Below are 19169 nucleotides of genomic sequence, written 5' to 3' on the forward strand. Positions count from 1 at the left end.
CCTAAATTGGTTGGCGGACATGGACGCACCGGGTTACTTCCAGGCATGGCGGGACAACGCCGCGCGGCGGGGCGTGGCCCCGGACGTCGTCGCGGAGATCACCCGGCGGCATGCCATCAACCCGGACACCTTTCGGGTGCTCGGGGCAACGGCGGAGATCCGGGATCCGGACAACAAGTCCTTCTTCCTCCTGCCCCGCGGCATCGGGGGCGGCGACGCCCGCGCGGCGACGCTGTGCGCCTACGTCCTGAACGCGGGCACCGGCTACGGCACCAAGGGGGCGTACCGCACCGACTTTCCGCCGACGCCGTACGGTGCGGCGGAAATCACGCGAATCATGCGGCGGCAGAAGGCGAATCGCTGGAGCTACACCCGCGACGTCAGGTTCGTGGACCGCAACGGCGGGCGCCTCGTCGCGACGCCGAACGGCATCCTGATGGGCCTGGGCGGCAATTGGGTTCAGCGCCAATTCTGCCGGCGCGGCGGCACCACGTGGGGTGACATTTTCATGATCAACATCGGCGCGGTCACCGACCCTGCGGGATGGCTTCGCCGGATCGTCGCGTCCGGACATGCCTGGTACGTCCGCGCCGACGGGACGCCCGTGCAGAGCCGCCTCGACCTGGATCGCGTCCTACACCACGAGGAGCGGCACTGCCGGCAATGGGCGGCGAAGGGCTACGTGGGCATGCTGCGCGACTATGGCCGCGAGTTGGTCCGCGAATACGCCCTCGGCGCGATCAACAGGCTCGAGGAGGAAGCGGGGCTGGCCGACGGCGGCTACAGAGCGTCGATCCCGTGGTAAAGCACCATCGCACCGATCACGACCAGCACCGCCGCGAGCAGGGCGGCGTTGTTACGGTCCATCCAGTCCTTGAGCCTCGCCAGCGTGTCGTCGAGCCGGCTGCCGGCCGCCGCGTAGGCCAGGAGCGGGAGGGCGACGCTGGACGCCGCGATCGCGACGAAGAACGCGGCGGCCGCCCAGTCACCGGCCAGCCCGAGCCCGGCGGTGCCGATGCCCAGCCCGGCCGGGACGCAGATGAGCAGCACGTCCGGCCGCACCACCGCCAGGACCGCCCCCATGATCCCGGCCCGGGCCGGGGTGATGGTGGTGAACGAACGCATCCATTTCGGCGACTCGGTGTGCCCGTGCCGGTTCAGCCATTTGTAGATGCCGTAGACGATCAGCCCCGACCCCAGCACCACCCGCAACCACGACGACCACCGCGGCGGCGACTTGTCCAGGCCGCCGAGCAGGTGGGAGGCACTGACGGAGAGCGCCGTCAGCGCGGCAATGCTCAGCGCCCAGCCGGCCAGAAACGCCAGGCCGGTCGGCCGCGGCCGCGGCGCCTGCAGCACCAGCACCGCCGGGATCACCGTGAGCGGCGAGAGCGAGATGACCAGTCCGAGCGGAACGAGCCCGGTGAGCACGGTGCCCCAGCTGCCTGCCATGGGCAGCAATCTACAGGGCGTGAATCCCGTTGTAGAGCACCATCAAACCGATCAAAACCAGGATGATCGCGAGCAGCGTCGCGTGGTTTTGCTCCATCCAGACTTTGAGACGTTCCAGCGGGTCGTCGAGGCGCTCGCCGGCGCCGGCATACGCCAATATCGGGATGGCGACGGTTGACGCGGCGATGATGACGAACACCGCGGCGGCCACCAGCTGGCCGGCCGCGTCGAGGCTGCTGCTGCCGACGGCCAGGCCGGCCGCCGCGCACATGATCAGCACCTCGGGTCGCAGCACCGCCAGGACCGCCGCGGTCACGCCGGCACGCGCTGGGCTCAGTGTGGAGAAGGAGCGCATCCAGCGCGGCATGCTGCCGTGCCGATGCCGGGTCAGCCATTGGTAGGCGCCCAACGCGATCAGCGCCGACCCCAGCACCACCCGCGTCCACGACGCCCAGGTCGGTGGCGCCTTGTGCAGGCCGCCGAGCAGCTCCGAACCGCTGACGAAGACGGCGGTGAGGGCCGTCAGGCCCAACACCCATCCGGCCAGGAAAGCCATACTGGTCGGGCGCGGCCGCGGCGCGTGCAGGACCAGCACCGCCGGGACGACCGTGATCGGCGAGAGCGCTATGACGGCCGCCAGCGCGACGAGCCTGGTGAGCACCGAACCCCAACTTGCGTCCACGGGCAGCAATCATCGCATCGGCGTGGCGCGCCCGCATGGGTCCGGCGTAAGCGCCGCCCTCAGAACGGCTTTCGGCGCAGCATCCAGGCGGGCACCCAGTGCGTGACGGTCTTGCGCTCGGAGCCGTAGGCGACGGGGTAGGTGACCAGGCCCCACCAGTCGCCCTGCTCGCAAAGGCCCCAGCAACTGAGCAGCCCCTCGACGACTTTGTGCAGTTGCAGCCCGTTGGGTTGGTACCGGCCGGAGCGGTGCGGCTCCCGAGGGAACAGCACCGTCAGGTCCACAAGGACCGTCAGCGGTGGCCGCACCACCCGGAACGGGCTGCGGACCGGCTGGCCGTTGTACCCGATGGACGCGAACTGCCCCATCGATCGATCATACGTTCGAATGCGGCCGGTTCGTCGACTTCTCCATTTCCGGCCACGCCGCCGGGCCGGTGGATATAGTCGGCGCAGCTAACAAGGGGAGGTCCCACATGAAGATGGCTTGCGCCGCTGGCCTGTTGACGTTGGCCGGGCTGCTCACCACCGGGGTGGGCGTGGCCGGTGCCGACCAAGTTGAGGTCGAGGGCAACTATTCGAGCCTGGCCGGTTGCGAAGCGGACGCCCCGAACGTCGAGATCACGCACAACGACCACCTCTACACCCACTGGGACTGCCGCGAGGGCTCCGACGGCTTCTGGCACGTCTGGCTGCTCAACTGATCCGGTCGTAGGCGACCAGCGGCGGGAACCCGATCGGGCTCTGGCACCATAGCGGCGTGCGGAACCCGCTTCGCCGCCCGTCGGCCGCGCTGGACCCGCTGCTCGTCGGGCTGCTCGCCGTCGCGGTGAGTCTGGGCGGCGCGGGGCGCCCGTCGTTCTGGTACGACGAGGCCGCCACCATCTCGGCCGCATACAGTCGATCGCTTGCCCAGCTGTGGCGGATGCTCGGCAACGTCGACGCCGTGCACGGCCTGTACTACCTGCTGATGCACGCCTGGTTCCAGGTCTTCCCGCCCAGCGAGTTCTTCTCGCGCGTCCCGAGCGGCCTGGCCGTCGGGGCGGCGGCGGCCGGAATCGTGGTGCTGGGCAAGCAGTTCTCGTCACGCACCGTCGCGGTCGCGTCCGGCGTCTTCTGCGCCGTCCTGCCCAGAACGACGTGGGCGGGCATCGAGGCCCGCCCCTACGCGCTGTCGATGATGGCCGCCGTGTGGCTGACGGTGCTGCTGGCGCTTGCCGCGCGCCGCGACACCGGTTGGCTCTGGGCGGCCTACGGCGCCGCCCTGGCCGCATCGATCGCGCTCGAGGTGTACCTCGCGCTGATGGTCGCGGCGCACATGGTCCTGCTGCTCGTAATCCGTTGCGCGCGAGGGGCGTTGCTGCGGTTCGCCGTCGCGGCGGCCGTCGGGATCGGGGCCATGGCGCCCTTCCTGGTGACCGTCGCGGGGCAGGCGCATCAGATCAGCTGGATCGCGCCGATCGGTCGGCGGACGCTCGAAGACGTCGTGGTGCAACAGTATTTCGAGCGCAGCCCCCCGTTCGCCGTACTGTCGGCGCTGGTGATCGCGGCGGCTATCGTGTTGTGGCTCAGCAAGTCCGCGCCCTTGGCGCGGCCCGACGCCCACCTGCTGGCCCTCGCGGTGGCGTGGCTCGCGCTGCCGACCGCGACCATCGTGGCCTACTCGGCGCTGGTGCACCCGATCTACACCCCGCGCTATCTGTCGTTCACGGCGCCGGGCATGGCGCTGATCCTCGGCGTCTGCGCCGCCGCGGTGAGCGCCCGGCCCTGGCTGACTGCGGCCCTTGTCACGCTGTTCGCCATCGCCGCTGCCCCGAATTATGTTCGGGCGCAGCGCAATCCGTACGCCAAGTACGGGATGGACTACAATCAGGTGGCCGACCTGATCAGCGCCCAGGCGGCCTCGGGCGATTGCCTGTTGGTGAACGACACGGTGACGTTCATGCCGGCCCCCATGCGCCCATTGCTGGCGGCGCGCCCTGATGCCTACCGCAAGCTGGTCGACCTGACGTTGTGGCAGCGGGCGACCGATCGCAACGACGTCTTCGACACCAACCTCATTCCGGAGGTCGTCGCGAAACCGTTGAGCCAGTGCGCCGTCGTGTGGATCATCACCCAGGCCGACCCGTCAGAGCCGGCGCACCAGGAAGGACCGGCGATCCCGCCCGGGCCGGTCTACGGGGCGACCCCCGCCTTCGCGGTCCCGCACGACTTGGGCTTCCGGCTCGTCGAGCGCTGGCAGTTCAACCTGGTGCAGGTTTTCAGAGCGACGCGCTAGTCACCAGATGCGGATGTAGTCGACCAGCATCGAGGCGGGGAAGGTGCCCGCGGCCGGATCACCGGCGCCGACACCGCCCACTGCGAGCGTGAACATCGGCGTCATCCAGTAGCCGGGCTTGTTGAACGGCCACCGGAAGTCGTCGGGAGCACCGCCGGCGACGTGGATGGGCTTATTGGGCACCTTGAAGTACTCGGCCCCGTCCCGCGCGAACTCGAATCCCTCTTCGCCCCAATGCATTCGCCAGGTGTGCCAAGCGCCGTCGACCAGCCCGGGGATCGACTTGCCTTCCCAGGTCTTGCCGTTGGACGCAGCGTGGACGGTGGTGCCCGCGGGCCACGAGCCGTTGCCGTACCACTCGAAGATGTCCACCTCGCCGTCGGGCAGCGGGTCCTCGTTGACACCCCAGAACGAGGGCCACAGGCCGGGGTACAGGCAGTCGAGCTTGATCCGCGCCTCCCAGGTCTGGTTGATCATGCTGCGGAAGTTGCCGCGCAGCTTGCCGCTGTAATACGTGTTGTTCAGCAGATCGTGGGTGGCGCACAGGACAAGGTTGGAGTGCCCGTCCTGGAACACGTTTTGGCGGTCGTCGCGGTAGATGCCGTCGACCGGCGGGAAGACGTCGTCCTGCCAGGTCTGGATCGTCCACTTGCCGGGGTCGGGCGGCGAGCCCGCGGGGCCGTCGAACTCGTCGGCGAAGATGTAGGGGCCGCCGGGACCGGCCGACGGGGGCGCCTGCGGCGCCGACGGGGTGGCCCATGCGCCCGGCAAGCGCATCGCAGCGCCCAGCATGCCCAACCCCGAGATCAACATCATGCTGCGACGATCCATCTACAACCCACCAATCGTGAAAGGCGGTTCCGATCTACCGCGCTACCCCTGAGCAACTTTTGCAAACGGTGTTATGAAACCACGCGCTGGGGTGGCACGCATGCCACACCCGGGCCGTGGCGGCGACTTTCCGCGTGGTAGGGACGGCGCGGGTCAGCGGGAGGCCGGTTCGCTGAGCTTGACCAACGTCTTGCCGATGTTGACCCCGGTGAACAGCCCGTTGAGGGCGTCGACGCAGGACTCGATGCCCTCGAAGACGGTCTCCCGGTGCTTGAGCCGGCCCTCGGCCTCCCATTGCCGCAGCGCGGCGAACGCCTCGTCGAAGCGACCCCACTGGTCGAGGGCGTTGAATCCCTGCATCAAGGCGGTCTTGGACAACAGGTTTACGTAGTTCGCCGGACCGGGGTGCTCCCCGGTGAGGTAACTGGAGATGACCCCGCACAGGACGACCCGGGCGTGCGGGGCCAACCGGCCCAGCACCGCGTTGAGGATGGGCCCGCCGACGTTGTCGAAGTAGACGTCGACGCGCTTCGGGCAGTGCCGCTTGAGCGCCGCGGCGACGTCGTCGTTCTTGTAGTCGATGCAGGCGTCGAATCCGAAGTCCTCGACCACCGCCCGGCATTTCTGCGGGCCGCCCGCGATCCCCACCACCCGGGCGCCGGCGATCTTGGCGATCTGCCCGGCCACCGACCCGGTGGCCCCGGCGGCCGCCGAGACCACCACCGTCTCCCCCGCCTTCGGCCGGCCGATGTCGGTCATGCCGAAGTACGCGGTGGCGCCGGTGGGCCCGTACACCGACATGATCGCCAGCTGATCGTCCTCGCCGGGGATGGGCGTGCTGAACAAATCGTCGCGGATGATCGCGTACTCGGAGAAACCGGTGAGCGTGGTGACGACGTCACCGACGGCGTAGGCGTCACAGCGCGAGGCGACCACCTCACCGATCCCGGCGGCGCGGATCACCTCGCCCAGCTGCACGGGCGGCAGGTAACTGGGCTGGTCGTCGAGCCAGGTGCGGGCGGCGGCGTCGATCCCGACGTAGGTGGTGCGCAGCAGCGCCTCACCCTCCGCGGGCTCGGGCGCCGGGGTGGTGACCAGCTCGGTGTCACCGGGCTGAACGAGCCCGGCGGGGCGGCGACGAAGGAGGACCTGACGGTTCGGCAACTCGGGCACGATGCAAGAAACTACCGAACCGGCCGAAATAGGCCGGGCGAATGGCATATTCATCCCATGGCAGCAAACGACGACCCGGAGGATCGGATCCGGGAACTCGAACGCCCGCTCGCCGACGCGGCGCGGGCATCCGAAGCGAGCAGCGCGCAACCCGCAGGCCAGGCCTACCAGCCGGGGCCGGCGTACCCGCCCGGCCCGGCCGGCCCCCCGCCGCCGCCCCCGTGGAGCTATGGCGGCCCGCTGGGCGGCCCGCCGCCGCAAAGCCCCTCGGGCAACCGGATGTGGTGGATCGTGGGCACTTTCATCGCCGTCGGCGTGCTCGCACTCGCGGGCGGCATCGCCGCCTTCGCGGCGCACCAGCTCTCCGGCGTCCGGTCGATCATCAGCTCCCCCCCGACCTTCACCACCACGTTCAGTCCCCCGGCCACCACACCCGGCGGCACCGCCCCGTCCACGACCACCCGTACCAAGACGCCGAGCTCGACCGCCACGTCCACCTCACCCACGCCGCCGCCGGGCAGCCAGGTGACGGTCTCCGGGATCGGCGAGAACCGCACGATCGCGTGCACCGACAACGTGGTCAACGTCAGCGGTGTGTCCAACACGGTGGTGATCAGCGGTCACTGCGCAAGCCTCAGCGTGTCGGGGGTGCAGAACGAGATCACTGTCGACGCCGTCGACAGCATTGAGGCCTCGGGAATCAGCAACAAGGTCACCTACCATTCGGGCACGCCGAAGGTCAGCAACTCGGGCAGCGCGAACGTCGTCCAGCAGGGCTGAGGCGCGTTACGGTTCCTCGGTGGGTTCCTCGTCGTGCGAATCGCCGTCGAGGACGCTGACCGCGATGCCGTAAGGCAAAAATCGCACCTTGCGCGTGGGGTCGACGTTGTCCTTGTTGGCCCGCAGCGCATCGAGCTCGGTCGCGTAGACCTGTTCGACGTGCGCGCCACCGTCGGCGTCCACCGTGTAGATGGCCCAGACACCGTCGCCCGCCTCGCCGGCGGTCTCTGGCTCGGGGCGGGGGCGCCGCGAGAAGTCTTCGAAGATCGATGACCACCCGGACCGCGCTCCGGGTGCCGCGACAAACCTGCTGACCCGCTCGAAGACGTCGCGCAGCCCCTCGCTGCCTTCGCGGATCATTCGATCAAACTCTTCGGGATCGAACCCGAACGCACCGTATTCGCCCACGCGACCTCCTCGCCGCTCATGCCGTTATCGCCCAGTGTGCGCGCAGTGGCTCGCGCGCGCCACGTCGTTACGGCGGGGGCGCCGGAGGCGGCGGCGGCGTGATCGGGATCGGCACCGTGACGAACGGGAAGTGCAGGTACATCGTCACCGGGGGCTGCGCCGGCGCGGCCGGCGCCGGTGGGGGCGCGGCGGGCGGCGGAGGTGGCGGGGCCGCCGGCGGCGGGGCGGGAGCCGGCCGTTGGACGGGCGGCGGCGTGTATTGCGGGGCGGGCCGGGTCGGGGCCCGGTAGACGGGTGCCGCCGGGGGCGGTTTCACCGGCGCTTGGGGCTGCTCCGCCTCGGGCGGGGCCGGCTGCGGGGCGGCGACCGCGGTGGGGGGCGGGGGCGCGGGGGCAGGCGAGGGCGTGGGGGCGGGCGGCTGCGCCGCCGGCGGAACGCTCGCGGCCGGGGCGGGCGCCTGCTTGGCAGGGCTGGCGGCGTTGACGCGCGGGTTCTGCGGCAGCTCGGATGCCGGCCGATCGGAGGTCAGCGACACCAGCACGACCCCGGCTGTGACGGCGGCGATGCCGGCGAGCGCGCTACCGGCCAGGAACATCGGCCGGCGCAGGCGCGGGACGACCTCGTCCCCGTCGACCTCGTCGGTGAGGGCGCTGTAGGCCAGGGATTCGGCGTCGGCGTTGCCCCAGACGTCGAGGTAGGTCGGGCCGAGCGGTCGCGGGCTGACCTCTCCGGTGCCCGGGTCCAGCGCGTACGCCAGGGCCGCGGTGGACGAGGCGAACAGCGGCGCGTTCGCCGACGCCAGGGCCGCCCCACGGGCCAGCGCCATCTCCGGCTCCTCGGGGGCCGTCACCTCGAGCGGCGCGGCCGCTTCCAGCGCGGGCTTGACGGGCACGATGTCCGTGCCGCAGCCGATCAGGAACACGCCGTCCGCGCGGGCACCCCGTGCGCCCAGACCGGCGACCATGGTTGCCAGCTCGGCGGCGAGCGACTCCTCCCCGGCGTTGGCCAGCTGCTGGCGGTGCAGGTCGACGATCGAACCGTCGCTGACGTCGACGACGGCCAGCGTCGCGGTTTCGGGCTCCACGAACAGCATCGCGATGTGCGCGTAGTCGAGCGCGTACCCGACCGTCTGGGCCAGCGCGGCCGCGGCCAGCAACGGCGACACCAACATCACATTGCCCATGCCGTGGCGGGCCATCGCTTCCCGCAGCGCGCCGACGCCCGCGGGGTCCGTCCAGGTCACTCCCGTCGACACCAACCGGTGCCCGCCCGCCTCCGCACCTTCGCGGGTGCCGCCGATCGCCGCGATGACCTCGTCGACCGCGCCGCCGAACTCGTCCTGCTCGACGGTGACACCGTCGGCGTTCTGGCCCTCGATGACCACCAGGCGGACCGTCCCGGGAGCCATCGAGACTCCGAGCACGATGTCCACTTCACGCCTCCACAGTCCGCTGATTGCTCCGCGATCCCTCGATGAGGGCACCGCCGGATAGACCCGCCCGACCGGGTGATACCACGCTACCCGCGCGGAAACGGACGCGCTCGTGGAGCGCGCTCAGCAGCGACGACGCGGACTAGTAGCCGGGGCTCAGGAACGGATTCTGGGAGTTCCCTGGATACTGCGGATACTGCGGGTACTGCGGATAAGGCGTGTACTGCGGGGCCGGCGCCTGCGGAGCCTGGGTCTGCGGGACCTGGACCGGAATCGGCACCGGCAGCAGCGGCACGTGGATCCACTCGGTGGTCATCGGGACCGTCGTGGTCGTGGTCGTGGTCGTCGACGGCGGGGGCGGCGTCTCGGTGGTGGTCGACGGCGGCGGCGGGGGCGTCGTCATGGCGGTCGTGGTGGGCGCCTGGGTGACCGGCGGCGCGGTGTGCCGCGGGGTATAGACCGGTGGCGCCTGGGTGGTGATCACCACCGGCGGGGGCGGGGGTGGCGGCGACGGCGGGGGTTCGGGCGGCGGCGCCGGTGCGGGACTGGGCACCGGCGCGGCGCTCGGCGGGGGCGGCACGGCCGTCGGGGGCGGCGGTGCGACGGTGCGGGGGACCAGCGGGCTGGCCGGCGCCGGCCGGGGGGCGACGCTGGGCGCCGGCGGGGCCTGGCGGTGTTCGATGCCGGTCAGCGTGTAGGCCACGCCGCCGATCGCCGTCATGGCCACCAGGGCCGACATGCCGATGATCAGCTGGGAGAGCCGGAAGCGGCGCCACGGCCGCTCCGGGGGCGGGTCGATCACGTTCAGCCGCATCGACCAGCCGGATGGCCCGTCTTCGTCGTAGGTTTCGCCGCCGAACCGCACCCGCAGGTCACCGGGGTACTCGGTCTGCGACCAGGCCAGCTCGCGATCCGTCAGCGCCTCGTCGTCGATCACCAGCACGTCGCCGGCCCCGAGATCGACGACATCGCCGGTGGCGTTGGCCGAAGCCAGCAGGCTCATCGACGTCCTGGTGCGCAGGCTCAGCTCCTCGCCGCGGGCCGCCAGCAGCAGCGCGCCGGAGGCCGCCGCGAGTGCAGGCTGCGACGGCGTCAGGACCGGCGTGCGGCCGTGGATCGAAAGCCGTTCGGCGACAAGCGGAATCTGCGCGCCACCGCCGACGGCAACCACCGCCGCGAGGTCGCCCCAGTTCTTGCGGTAGCGCACCAGCATGTCGTCCAGGGCGTAGATGAAGCCGGTCAGCCGATCCGCCATCAGGTCTTCGAGATCGTCGCGCTTGAGCGTGAAGCTGCAGCTGCGTTCGCCGAGCACCGCGGCGATCTCGGTCACCACGTCGGTGGACAGCCGCTCCTTGGCCAACCGGCACTGTTCGCGCAGTTCGCCGAGCTGCCCGACGGCGGCCGTGCTGGCCGGATCGATACCGCTGCCGCGGCCCAGCTCCTCGAAGACCCGCAGCAGCACCTCCTGGTCGATCTCGTCGCCCGACAGGCCCGCGTACCGCATTGTGGCGCTGAGCAATTCGAAATCACCGCCGACGTTCACCAGCGTGGCCGACGTCCCGCCGCCACCGAAGTCGAGCAGCCCCACCACGCCTTCGTCGGGCAGGCCGAGCTCCGCCTTCACCGCGGTCAGCGACGCGATAGCGTCCGACACCAGCCGGGGCGCCATGCCGCTGCGGACGAAGCCCAGGTGGGTCCGCAACCCGTCGCGCAATGCCTGCACTGTAACGGGTTTCCAGTACGCGGGCACGGCGATGGAGATCTCCGCGCAGGATGCGTCCGCGCCGACGGCGCGCACCATCGCGTCCAGGGCCTCCACCGTGAGCAGTTCCGGGTCGTGTGCGGACCCGTCGGCCGACACCAGCGCCACCGAGTCGCCGATGCGCTCCACGAAGCCCTTCATCATCACGCCGGGCTCAAAAGGATACGAATTCTCTTCGGGCACACCGACTTTAGGCGCGCAGTGCGGATATAGGGTCAGCACCGAGCGCCGGGTAACCGGTGGGCTTTCATTACGCGCAGCGACCAGGTTGGTGGTCCCGATCGACAACCCAAGTGGGTCGTACATAGAGCGAAAACCTTCGTCTATAGGGGTCGGTGGCCAGGGTTAACCATAGCCGCGGACACGCCCAAAGCCGATGGCTTGCAACGTCATCGGTACCCGGTCGATGCCGCCCCGTCACCGAAGCGATACCGCCGGCCTCTTGACAAATCGACGCTGGCGCTTACACCACGGTCAGCGGCAACGAACGCCTCGGCTCGAACTGGAATGTCGCCCCGCCGCTGACCTTGGTTACCGACACCTCGGGCAGTTCGGCCGCCGCCGTGTCGGTTTCGACCAATTCCGCGGTCCAGTCGGTGCCGGTGCCGCTGACCCGGACCTCGATGTGTGGGTCGACGGCGGTGGCGATCGCCTGCAGCGGCTGCACGGAATCCGGGGAGCACAGGGCGATCCAGGCGGCGTCGTCGTGTGCCGGTGAGTGGTGCACGACGAGCCGGTCGGCCGTTTCCGCGCGGACATAGCCGGCGGGGTTCAGCAATGGGTGCAATTCGAGCACCTCAAGCACCCCTGCAACGCCGCCGGGGAGTCCCAATGCGCGGTGTATCCGCTCGGCGGCGACACCCGCGATGCCGGTGAGCCCCTGGGTGCACACCGACACCGCCTGGGCGTCATCGACGGCGCGGGCGCGCACCGCTATGGCGAACGACAGATAGAGCAGGTGCATCTGCAGACACACCTCGTCGGCCATCCGGACCAGCGCGGAATGCGAGAAGCCGGCGAAGTCGAAGTCGGACAACAGCGGGCCTGAGTAGTCCGCGTTGCCATCGTCGGATCGGTCGACCGGATCCAATTCCCATGTGGCGGCGCGGGTTCGGCTAACAATGTCCAACGCGGGGATGCTCTGGGCCTCGGGATAGGACTCGTCGATGATGACGGTCCATGCGCAGTGCGGATGCCGATCCGCCGGCGTCCGCGGCGGCCGGTGGATGGGGCGCACCTGGGCGCGGGGGTTGGTCGCCACCGCGGTGGCGTCGAAGGTCGGGTCCTCGATGGTGTGGCACATGCCGAAGACGTACTTCTCCCCCATCGGCTCGACGTCGAGCAGCGCGCCGCAGTGGTCGAGGTGGAATTCTCCGTGCCAGCGGTCGTGCACGGTGTAGCGGAAGTCCATGAATTGCGGTGGGGCGCCGATGTCGAGCTGCAGCCCCTTGAAGATGGTCGGCACGTCGTCGCCTTCGAAGTTGAGCGCCCGCTGCATGCGCCGCGTGTAGACGGGGCTGGCGCCCGCCCACTCCTCGATCGCGATCTGCACCATCTCGTCGCGTCCGAACTCGCTGATGCACCAGGCCATGCCCGAGCGGTCGATCAGCTGCCCGATCAGCAGGAGTTCGGGAACCAGGACGGCCAGCTGCTCGCGCGTCAACCGCGCGTATCGGGATCGGCTCACGGCCCAAAAATAGACTTGGCTATGTTATAAAGTCAACAATGTCGATTGCCGCAGGTCAGGTAGCCGGGGGCCCGGTTGGCCCCACCCGGCGTACCAGTGCGCCACGCAAGCGCGGTGACGACACCCGCGCGCGCATCATCGACGAGACGGTCCGCTGCATCATCGAGGAGGGCTTCCCGGCTGCCACGGCCAAACACGTGGCCGAGCGCGCGGGCGTGACGTGGGGGGTCATCCAGTACCACTTCGGCGATCGCAACGGCCTGCTGATGGCCGTCGTCGACGACGGCGTGGACCGGCTGATCGAAAGCCTGTCGTCGGCCGATGTCAGCGAGCTGCCGCTGCGCGAGCGCATCGAGGTGGTCGTGGACACCGCCTGGGGCTGCTACAGCAGCCCGACTTCGATGGCGGCGTTCGAGATTTTGCGGGCGACGCGTGGCGGGCCCGGCGAGTCCCCGCGGCGGCACCTGCTGGAGATGAACGACGCGATCGGTCAGCTGGGCCGGCTGATCACCACCGATCCGGCGAATGCCGGTGTGGCCGAAGTGATTTGGGCGACGCTGCGGGGTGTGGTGCTGGTGCAGATGGTCACCGGCACGGCGATCGACTGGAGCCTGGAACGGCGGGCTCTGATCGACATGGTGGCCAGCGTCCTGCAATGACGCTCACGGACGTCGCGACTTATAACCTACGCACACGACACGCCGATCGGAGTCGCAGCCGTTTCTATCTCGGCGAAGGTCAAAGCTGACCGCAGGCGGCCTTTCCCCGTGTGCTGCAATGACCTGATGACCCCTCAAGATCTCGCCGACATCGAAGCCATCAAGCAGGTGAAATACCGGTACCTGCGCGCTCTGGACACCAAGCACTGGGACGACTTCGCCGACACGCTCGCCGAGGACATCAAGGCCGACTACGGGCCGTCGATCGGCAACGAGTTGCACTTCACCAACCGCGCCGACCTGGTCGAGTACATGCGTACCTCGCTGCCCGGCAACGTCATCACCGAGCACCGGGTGACCCATCCCGATATCGTCGTCGATGGCGACACGGCAACGGGCAGTTGGTATCTGCAGGACCGCGTGATCGTCGCCGACTTGAACTTCATGCTGATCGGTGCGGCCTTCTACCGCGACACCTACCGGCGCACCGACGCCGGCTGGAAGATCAGCGGCACCGGCTACGACCGAACCTACGACGCCACAATGTCGTTGGAGGGCATGAACTTCACGCTCAAGCCCGGTCGCGCGGTGGCCACCGACGCCTGAGGCGCGCTACTTGGTGATGGCGATGACCGCGCCGGGCCGCAGCCACTTCATGATCGACACCAGCTGAGCATCGTCGACCGCCACGCAGCCCTCGGTGGGTTTCCCGTCGGTGGTGTGGAAGAAGAACGCCGCGCCGCCGCCGGGGGTCTTGTTCTTGTTGACGCCCATCACGACCGCGTGCTTGTACTGCGGGATTTGCAGGTTCTCGCTTTCGGCGGTGTTGAACGGGCACTGCGCCTTCTGGCACACCTGCATGGAGTTGAACGTGGGGCTGTGGTCGTCGCCGCTCCACCAGTGGTTGGGGCCCACCTGCGTGTAGGGCAGCCCCGTGCCCGGATTGGGGGCGGTGCCGAACGCGGAGTCCAGCGTGTAGACGCCCATCGGGGTGGCCGGCACCCCGCTCTTGGCCTGCGGCGCCATGCCCGCCGAACCGACGTGAGTGGGGATGCCGGTCCGCAGCGCCTGCCATCCGGCGGCCGTGCGCTGATAGATGTCCATCGTCGCGTTGGATCCGCCGGTGCTCACCACCGAAACCACTTGCGTGGCATCGCCGACGGCGTTGGCGAACCAGGGGGCGCCGGCCGCGCCGCTGATCGGCGCCAGGCCCAGTGCCACGAAACACGCGCACGCCGAAGCGAACAGCGAAGTGAGCAGTCGGCGCATGACCTCAATCGTCAAACCCGCGCGGCGCAAGGTCAAGTAAAGCTTCGGACCCGGTTAGGTCACCGCGCCGTGACCAAATCGGCCGCCGCACTGGGCTTTCGGGAAAACGCCGCGCGCGGGGGCCGAATCACCGTGTAGCACAACAGGAAATAAAGATAGCCCAACGACCAGCCGGCCACCACGTCGGACGGGTAGTGGACGTTCAGCGCCACCCGCGAGGCGCCCACCGCCAGCACGACCACCGCGACCACCGCGGCCGTGACGCCGCGCATCACCCGGTTCATCGTCGGCAACACCAACGACAACGCCGCGAGCAGCGCGGCCGTCACCTCCAGCGCGTGCCCGGACGGAAACGACGTCTCGGCAGCGGCCACCAGCATGGTCGACGGGCGCGGCCGGTCCACCAGCGCCTTGGCCGCCACCGTCACGAGCCCGCTGAGCGGCGCGCAGGCCAACAGCAACAACCCCGCCCGCACGCGGCCCGCCACCAGGGCCCCGGCCGCCGCCACCGCGCCGAGCACCCGCAGCGGGACCGGGCCCAGCGCAAAGGAGACGTCCGAGAAGAATCGCACCCAGAACGGGTGTTTGACCGCGCTGTCGCGCGCGGCGTTCAGCAGCGACCAATCCAGGCGCTGCTGCCAGTGCCAGCCCTGCGCGTAGCCCACCCACATCAGCGCGTAGATCGCCGCCGCGGCCAGGGCGACGCACAGGGCCGGCTTAGTCCGCGCTCGGGTCATATCCCCACGGATACCAGCACGGCTCCGCGCAGCGCCCGGCGGCCCGACCACGCCGTCGCCCGGCCCGCGCCATACTGGCGTCATGGCCGTATTTGTCCGCAGGTTGCTCGGCATCGGCAAGCTGCCCGACGACGTGTACGCGCAGCTCGAGGCGGAAGGCCTGCGCTACCTCGCCGACTTCGTGGCGGTGACCCGGCGCTTCAAGGGCGCCATCCCGGGCGTGCGATTGCCGCACAGTGTCGCCAGCTACACCGGTTCGCTGGCGTTCACCTCCGAGCGGGTGCTGGCCACGCTGTCGATGCTGCCCCGACTGGCCGGGCCGACCGTCGACGTTCGCTGGGACGCGCCGCAGACCGGGGCGGCGCGGGTCGAGATCTCGGCGACCGGTCTGCAGGTCGACGTCGACGTCGCGCAGGTCGACCCGAAGTTCAGCGGCGAGTTGTCGCTGCACTACAAGGCGGCCATTCCCGACGATGTGCTCGGCGGCCTGCCACGGCGATCGCTGGCCTTCGCCATGCCGCCGGAGTACGTGTTCCGCGCGGTCGGCGTTACCTATAGTCCGTGATCGTCATCCGCGGCCAGGGCGGCTGGCGCAGCACCGCCAGGCTGGCGATCACCGCCGCCAGCAGGCCGGTGATCACCCCGATCAGCGCGACGCGGTTGCCGTCGACGGCGGGCTTCCAGGAGGCCTCGCCGTTGCGGACGACGAAGACGCCGGGCGGTTTGACCACCGGAATCACGGTGGTGCCGTCCGGTGTCTGATAGGGCTCGCCGTACACGCGGCCCGCGGCCCCGTCAGTGGGCGGCAGGTCGAGCAGGTCGATGGGCTTCACGGAACACTCCTTTCCTGGGTGTTCACCCGGTCCGTGTCGCAGACACGGTTCACGCTAACTCGGATTTCCTACGATGACTCCGTGACCGAGCAGGCCTTCACCCCGCAGGAGCGCCGCGCCATCTATCGGGTGATTTCGGAGCGGCGCGACATGCGCCGGTTCTCACCCGGGGTGGTGGACGAGGCCGTGCTGGCGCGCCTGCTGCAGGCGGCGCACGCGGCGCCCAGCGTCGGCCTGATGCAGCCCTGGCGCTTCGTACGGATCACCGACGACTCGCTGCGCCGGCGCATCCACGCACTCGTCGACGAGGAGCGCCCGCTCACCGCCGCCGCCCTGGGCGAGCGCGCCGAGGAGTTTCTCGCGCTGAAAGTCGAAGGCATCCTGGAGTGCGCGGAGCTGCTGGTGGTGGCGCTGTGCGACGACCGGGAGAGACACGTGTTCGGCCGCCGGACCCTGCCGCAGATGGACCTCGCGTCGGTGTCGTGCGCGATTCAGAACCTGTGGCTGGCCGCGCGCGCGGAAGGCCTTGGCGTGGGCTGGGTTTCCCTGTTCGATCCGCAGCGGTTGGCGTCGTTGCTCGAGATGCCCCCGGGGGCCGAACCGGTGGCCATCCTGTGCCTGGGGCCGGTGCCCGAATTCCCCGATCGGCCGGCGTTGGAACTGGACGGCTGGGCCGTCGCCCGGCCGCTGTCGGAGTTCGTCTGCGAGAACCACTGGAGTGGGCGCTCCCAGCCTCTGCCCGACTAGCTGCGGTATCGTCGCGCGTCGCGGGCAAGTTGGAGAGGTGACGCAATTGGCGCCGGGCGAAGAAGCCGACCGGAACGACAACGTGTTGATCGTGCACTGGCACGATTTGGGCCGCTACCTCGGCGTCTACGGCCACCCTGACGTCAAGAGCCCACGGCTGGACCGCCTCGCCGCCGAGGGCATCCTGTTCACCAGGGCGCACGCCACGGCACCGCTGTGCTCGCCGTCGCGCGGGTCGCTGTTCACCGGCCGCTACCCGCAGAGCAACGGCCTGATCGGCCTGGCGCATCACGGCTGGGAGTATCGCAGCGGCGTGCGCACCCTCCCCCAGATTTTGACCGATGCCGGTTGGTACTCCGCGCTTTTCGGCATGCAGCACGAGACGTCCTACCCGCAGCGGCTGGGTTTCGACGAGTTCGACGTGTCGAACTCCTACTGCGAATACGTGGTGGACCGGGCCTCCGACTGGCTGCGAGACGGCACCGAAGACCTCGCGGACCAACCGTTCCTGTTGACCGCCGGGTTCTTCGAGACGCACCGGCCGTATCCCCGGGACCGCTACCGGCCGGCGGAGCGCGCCGAGGTCGACCCGCCCGATTACCTACCCGACATCCCCGAGGTGCGCGACGACCTGGCCGGCTTCTACGGGTCGATCGCGACGGCCGATGCCGCCGTCGGCCGCCTGCTGGACACGCTGGCCGAGACGGGACTCGACGCCACCACCTGGGTGGTGTTCTTCACCGACCACGGCCCGGCGTTTCCGCGCGCCAAGTCCACGCTGTACGACGCGGGAACCGGCATCGGCATGATCATCAGGCCACCCACCGGCCGGGCGCTGCCCCCCCGGGTCTACGACGAGCTGTTCAGCGGCGTGGACCTGTTGCCCACGCTGCTGGACCTGCTCGGGCGCGACGTTCCGCCCGATGTCGACGGGGTCTCGCACGCGCGCGCCCTCGTCACGCCCGAGCCGCACACCGTGCCGGTCAGGGACCACGTGTACACGACGAAGACCTATCACGACTCGTTCGATCCCATTCGCGCGATTCGCACCAAGGACTACAGCTACATCGAGAATTACGCATCCCGGCCGCTGCTGGACCTGCCGTTGGACATCGAGGAGAGCCCGTCCGGGGCCGCGGTGGCGCCGTTCATCACCGGCCCGCGCCCACAGCGCGAACTCTACGACTTGCGGGCCGATCCCACCGAGACCACCAACCTGCTGGCTGGTGACGACGCCGACGCCGACGCCGACGAGATAGCGGCCGATTTGGCTGTGCGGCTTCATGATTGGCGTCAACGCACGGGTGACGTGATTCCTTCGGAGTTCGCCGGCACCCGCATCTCGGCCCGGTACACCGAGACCTATCTGCACATCCATCGGATGAAGCCGACGGCCCGGTCGGCGCTGGCCGTCGACCGCGGCATCGAGGAGCAGGCGAGCGGTTAGCCGCCGGACCGCCGGGAGCCGCCGACCTCGGCGACGATGAACACCCGCCGGAACGGGAAGATCGTCGTTCCGTCGGCCCGCGGCGGGTAGGCGTCGTCCAGCAGTGGGATGAGTTCCTCACGGAACCGTTCCCAGTCTTCGTCGCTGAGCCGATCGCGCACCGGCACCAGCGCCGTCCCGGTGATCCATTCCAGCACCGGGTTCGCACCGGTCAGCTGGTGCAGGTAGGTGGTCTCCCACACGTCGACCTTGCACCCGGCGTCCAACAGCAGGTTGGCGTACTGGATCGGTGGTTGGACGACGGCGCCGACGCGAAATGGTATGTCGCGCATCACCTTTGCGTATGGCTTCCGACGGGCCAGGGTGCGCACCGTGGCGTGCGACGGTGTCTCGAAGTTGCCGGGGATCTGGACGGCGATCCACGACCCGGGCGGCAGCTCGGCCGCCCACCGGACCAGCAGGTCGGCGTGCTCGGGGACCCAGTGCAGCGCGGCGTTGCTGACGACGACGTCGGTATCGGGCTTGGGCTTCCAGTCCCGCAAGTCGCCGATGACGGCGTCGATGCCGCGTTCCTTCGCGGCGGCGACCATCTCCGGCGATGTGTCGATCGCCTCGATCACCGCGTCCGGCCAACGCCGGGACAGGTACTTGGTCAGGTGGCCGGGCCCGCAGCCGAGGTCGACCACCCGCCGGGCCCGCTCGGCCCCCACCCGGGACAGCAGGTCGTAGAAGGGCCGGCTGCGATGGTCCGCAAACGCCAGGTAGACCTCTGGATCCCACATGTCGGTCCTCCTGATCAACGCGCCGCCGCTAGCCGGGGAGATAGACAAACGGTATTACCGCACGCGGCCCGGCCGCCCGAGTGGCCCCGGCAGCCCCGCCGGGACGTCAACGTGACGTTCGTGGCGCCCGACGCTTCGAATGAACCTCCCATTCCCGCCGCCTTCGAGGGCGCGGACGTCCCACCGACGACGGCTACTGCCGCCGAAATCC

The 19169-nt window shown here is 69.7% G+C and carries 22 protein-coding genes; 9 read left to right on the forward strand and 13 right to left on the reverse strand.

Going from position 1 to position 19169, the window contains the following annotated elements:
• Positions 1 to 19: 19 nt before the first annotated feature.
• Positions 20 to 805 (forward strand): hypothetical protein, encoded by a 786-nt coding sequence (locus ACEL92_RS25010; RefSeq protein WP_374026380.1) that lies wholly within the window; start codon positions 20 to 22, stop codon positions 803 to 805.
• Here the strand turns inward: ACEL92_RS25010 and ACEL92_RS25015 are convergent.
• The 3 genes from ACEL92_RS25015 to ACEL92_RS25025 all read right to left on the reverse strand — a co-directional run bounded on the left by ACEL92_RS25015 (position 781) and on the right by ACEL92_RS25025 (position 2502).
• A complete protein-coding gene (locus ACEL92_RS25015) occupies positions 781 to 1452 on the reverse strand; it encodes a GAP family protein (RefSeq protein ID WP_374023251.1) in 672 nt (223 codons plus the stop codon). The genes ACEL92_RS25010 and ACEL92_RS25015 overlap by 25 nt on opposite strands.
• A gap of 10 nt (positions 1453 to 1462) precedes the next feature.
• Positions 1463 to 2113 (reverse strand): GAP family protein, encoded by a 651-nt coding sequence (locus ACEL92_RS25020; protein ID WP_374026381.1) that lies wholly within the window; start codon positions 2111 to 2113, stop codon positions 1463 to 1465.
• A gap of 80 nt (positions 2114 to 2193) precedes the next feature.
• Positions 2194 to 2502 (reverse strand): hypothetical protein, encoded by a 309-nt coding sequence (locus ACEL92_RS25025; protein WP_374023252.1) that lies wholly within the window; start codon positions 2500 to 2502, stop codon positions 2194 to 2196.
• Positions 2503 to 2609: 107 nt separating this feature from the next.
• On the opposite strand from ACEL92_RS25025, the gene ACEL92_RS25030 reads away from it, so the two are divergent.
• Both ACEL92_RS25030 and ACEL92_RS25035 read left to right on the forward strand, forming a co-directional pair.
• Positions 2610 to 2837, forward strand: a complete 228-nt coding sequence (locus ACEL92_RS25030; RefSeq protein WP_374023253.1) for a hypothetical protein — start codon at positions 2610 to 2612, stop codon at positions 2835 to 2837.
• Between the two features lie 56 nt (positions 2838 to 2893).
• Positions 2894 to 4411 carry a hypothetical protein gene (locus tag ACEL92_RS25035; protein WP_374023254.1) on the forward strand — a complete coding sequence of 506 codons (1518 nt, stop codon included), beginning with the start codon at positions 2894 to 2896 and terminating at the stop codon, positions 4409 to 4411.
• Here ACEL92_RS25035 and ACEL92_RS25040 read toward each other — a convergent pair whose 3' ends face one another.
• Positions 4412 to 5242, reverse strand: a complete 831-nt coding sequence (locus ACEL92_RS25040) for a family 16 glycosylhydrolase (RefSeq protein WP_374023255.1) — start codon at positions 5240 to 5242, stop codon at positions 4412 to 4414.
• Positions 5243 to 5395: 153 nt separating this feature from the next.
• Entirely contained in the window at positions 5396 to 6415 is a 1020-nt protein-coding gene (locus ACEL92_RS25045; protein WP_374023256.1) for an NADP-dependent oxidoreductase, read from the reverse strand.
• A gap of 57 nt (positions 6416 to 6472) precedes the next feature.
• Here ACEL92_RS25045 and ACEL92_RS25050 point away from each other — a divergent pair, with 57 nt between their 5' ends.
• Positions 6473 to 7195 carry a DUF3060 domain-containing protein gene (locus tag ACEL92_RS25050; protein ID WP_374023257.1) on the forward strand — a complete coding sequence of 241 codons (723 nt, stop codon included), beginning with the start codon at positions 6473 to 6475 and terminating at the stop codon, positions 7193 to 7195.
• Positions 7196 to 7201: 6 nt separating this feature from the next.
• On the opposite strand, the gene ACEL92_RS25055 is transcribed toward ACEL92_RS25050, so the two are convergent.
• From ACEL92_RS25055 to ACEL92_RS25070, 4 genes are all read right to left on the reverse strand, one after another.
• On the reverse strand, positions 7202 to 7603 hold the full coding sequence (locus ACEL92_RS25055; RefSeq protein ID WP_374023258.1) for a hypothetical protein: 402 nt from the start codon (positions 7601 to 7603) through the stop codon (positions 7202 to 7204).
• Positions 7604 to 7670: 67 nt separating this feature from the next.
• Positions 7671 to 9035, reverse strand: coding sequence for a hypothetical protein (locus tag ACEL92_RS25060; protein WP_374023259.1), 1365 nt, complete (start codon positions 9033 to 9035; stop codon positions 7671 to 7673).
• Between the two features lie 142 nt (positions 9036 to 9177).
• Positions 9178 to 11103 carry an Hsp70 family protein gene (locus ACEL92_RS25065; protein WP_374023260.1) on the reverse strand — a complete coding sequence of 642 codons (1926 nt, stop codon included), beginning with the start codon at positions 11101 to 11103 and terminating at the stop codon, positions 9178 to 9180.
• A 157-nt stretch (positions 11104 to 11260) separates the two neighbouring features.
• Positions 11261 to 12484 carry a hypothetical protein gene (locus tag ACEL92_RS25070; protein ID WP_374023261.1) on the reverse strand — a complete coding sequence of 408 codons (1224 nt, stop codon included), beginning with the start codon at positions 12482 to 12484 and terminating at the stop codon, positions 11261 to 11263.
• 38 nt (positions 12485 to 12522) lie between these two features.
• On the opposite strand from ACEL92_RS25070, the gene ACEL92_RS25075 reads away from it, so the two are divergent.
• Positions 12523 to 13143 (forward strand): TetR/AcrR family transcriptional regulator, encoded by a 621-nt coding sequence (locus ACEL92_RS25075; RefSeq protein ID WP_374023262.1) that lies wholly within the window; start codon positions 12523 to 12525, stop codon positions 13141 to 13143.
• Positions 13144 to 13251: 108 nt separating this feature from the next.
• Positions 13252 to 13749, forward strand: coding sequence for a nuclear transport factor 2 family protein (locus tag ACEL92_RS25080; protein ID WP_374023263.1), 498 nt, complete (start codon positions 13252 to 13254; stop codon positions 13747 to 13749).
• A gap of 6 nt (positions 13750 to 13755) precedes the next feature.
• Here ACEL92_RS25080 and ACEL92_RS25085 read toward each other — a convergent pair whose 3' ends face one another.
• Together ACEL92_RS25085 and ACEL92_RS25090 are read right to left on the reverse strand one after the other, a co-directional pair.
• On the reverse strand, positions 13756 to 14412 hold the full coding sequence (locus ACEL92_RS25085; RefSeq protein ID WP_374023264.1) for a L,D-transpeptidase: 657 nt from the start codon (positions 14410 to 14412) through the stop codon (positions 13756 to 13758).
• A 59-nt stretch (positions 14413 to 14471) separates the two neighbouring features.
• Positions 14472 to 15149: a phosphatase PAP2 family protein gene (locus ACEL92_RS25090; RefSeq protein WP_374023265.1), complete on the reverse strand. Its 678-nt coding sequence runs from the start codon at positions 15147 to 15149 to the stop codon at positions 14472 to 14474.
• An 82-nt stretch (positions 15150 to 15231) separates the two neighbouring features.
• On the opposite strand from ACEL92_RS25090, the gene ACEL92_RS25095 reads away from it, so the two are divergent.
• Complete coding sequence (locus ACEL92_RS25095; protein WP_374023266.1) at positions 15232 to 15714, forward strand: hypothetical protein; 483 nt, start codon at positions 15232 to 15234, stop codon at positions 15712 to 15714.
• On the opposite strand, the gene ACEL92_RS25100 is transcribed toward ACEL92_RS25095, so the two are convergent.
• Entirely contained in the window at positions 15698 to 15982 is a 285-nt protein-coding gene (locus ACEL92_RS25100) for a hypothetical protein (RefSeq protein ID WP_374023267.1), read from the reverse strand. The genes ACEL92_RS25095 and ACEL92_RS25100 overlap by 17 nt on opposite strands.
• A gap of 81 nt (positions 15983 to 16063) precedes the next feature.
• On the opposite strand from ACEL92_RS25100, the gene bluB reads away from it, so the two are divergent.
• Both bluB and ACEL92_RS25110 read left to right on the forward strand, forming a co-directional pair.
• Positions 16064 to 16729: a 5,6-dimethylbenzimidazole synthase gene (gene bluB, locus ACEL92_RS25105; protein WP_374023268.1), complete on the forward strand. Its 666-nt coding sequence runs from the start codon at positions 16064 to 16066 to the stop codon at positions 16727 to 16729.
• A 37-nt stretch (positions 16730 to 16766) separates the two neighbouring features.
• Positions 16767 to 18176: a sulfatase gene (locus tag ACEL92_RS25110; protein ID WP_374023269.1), complete on the forward strand. Its 1410-nt coding sequence runs from the start codon at positions 16767 to 16769 to the stop codon at positions 18174 to 18176.
• Here ACEL92_RS25110 and ACEL92_RS25115 read toward each other — a convergent pair.
• Positions 18173 to 18958 (reverse strand): trans-aconitate 2-methyltransferase, encoded by a 786-nt coding sequence (locus ACEL92_RS25115; protein ID WP_374023270.1) that lies wholly within the window; start codon positions 18956 to 18958, stop codon positions 18173 to 18175. The genes ACEL92_RS25110 and ACEL92_RS25115 overlap by 4 nt on opposite strands.
• Between the last annotated feature and the right edge of the window lie 211 nt (positions 18959 to 19169).

Source organism: Mycobacterium hainanense (genome assembly GCF_041890355.1).
GTDB lineage: Bacteria > Actinomycetota > Actinomycetes > Mycobacteriales > Mycobacteriaceae > Mycobacterium > Mycobacterium hainanense.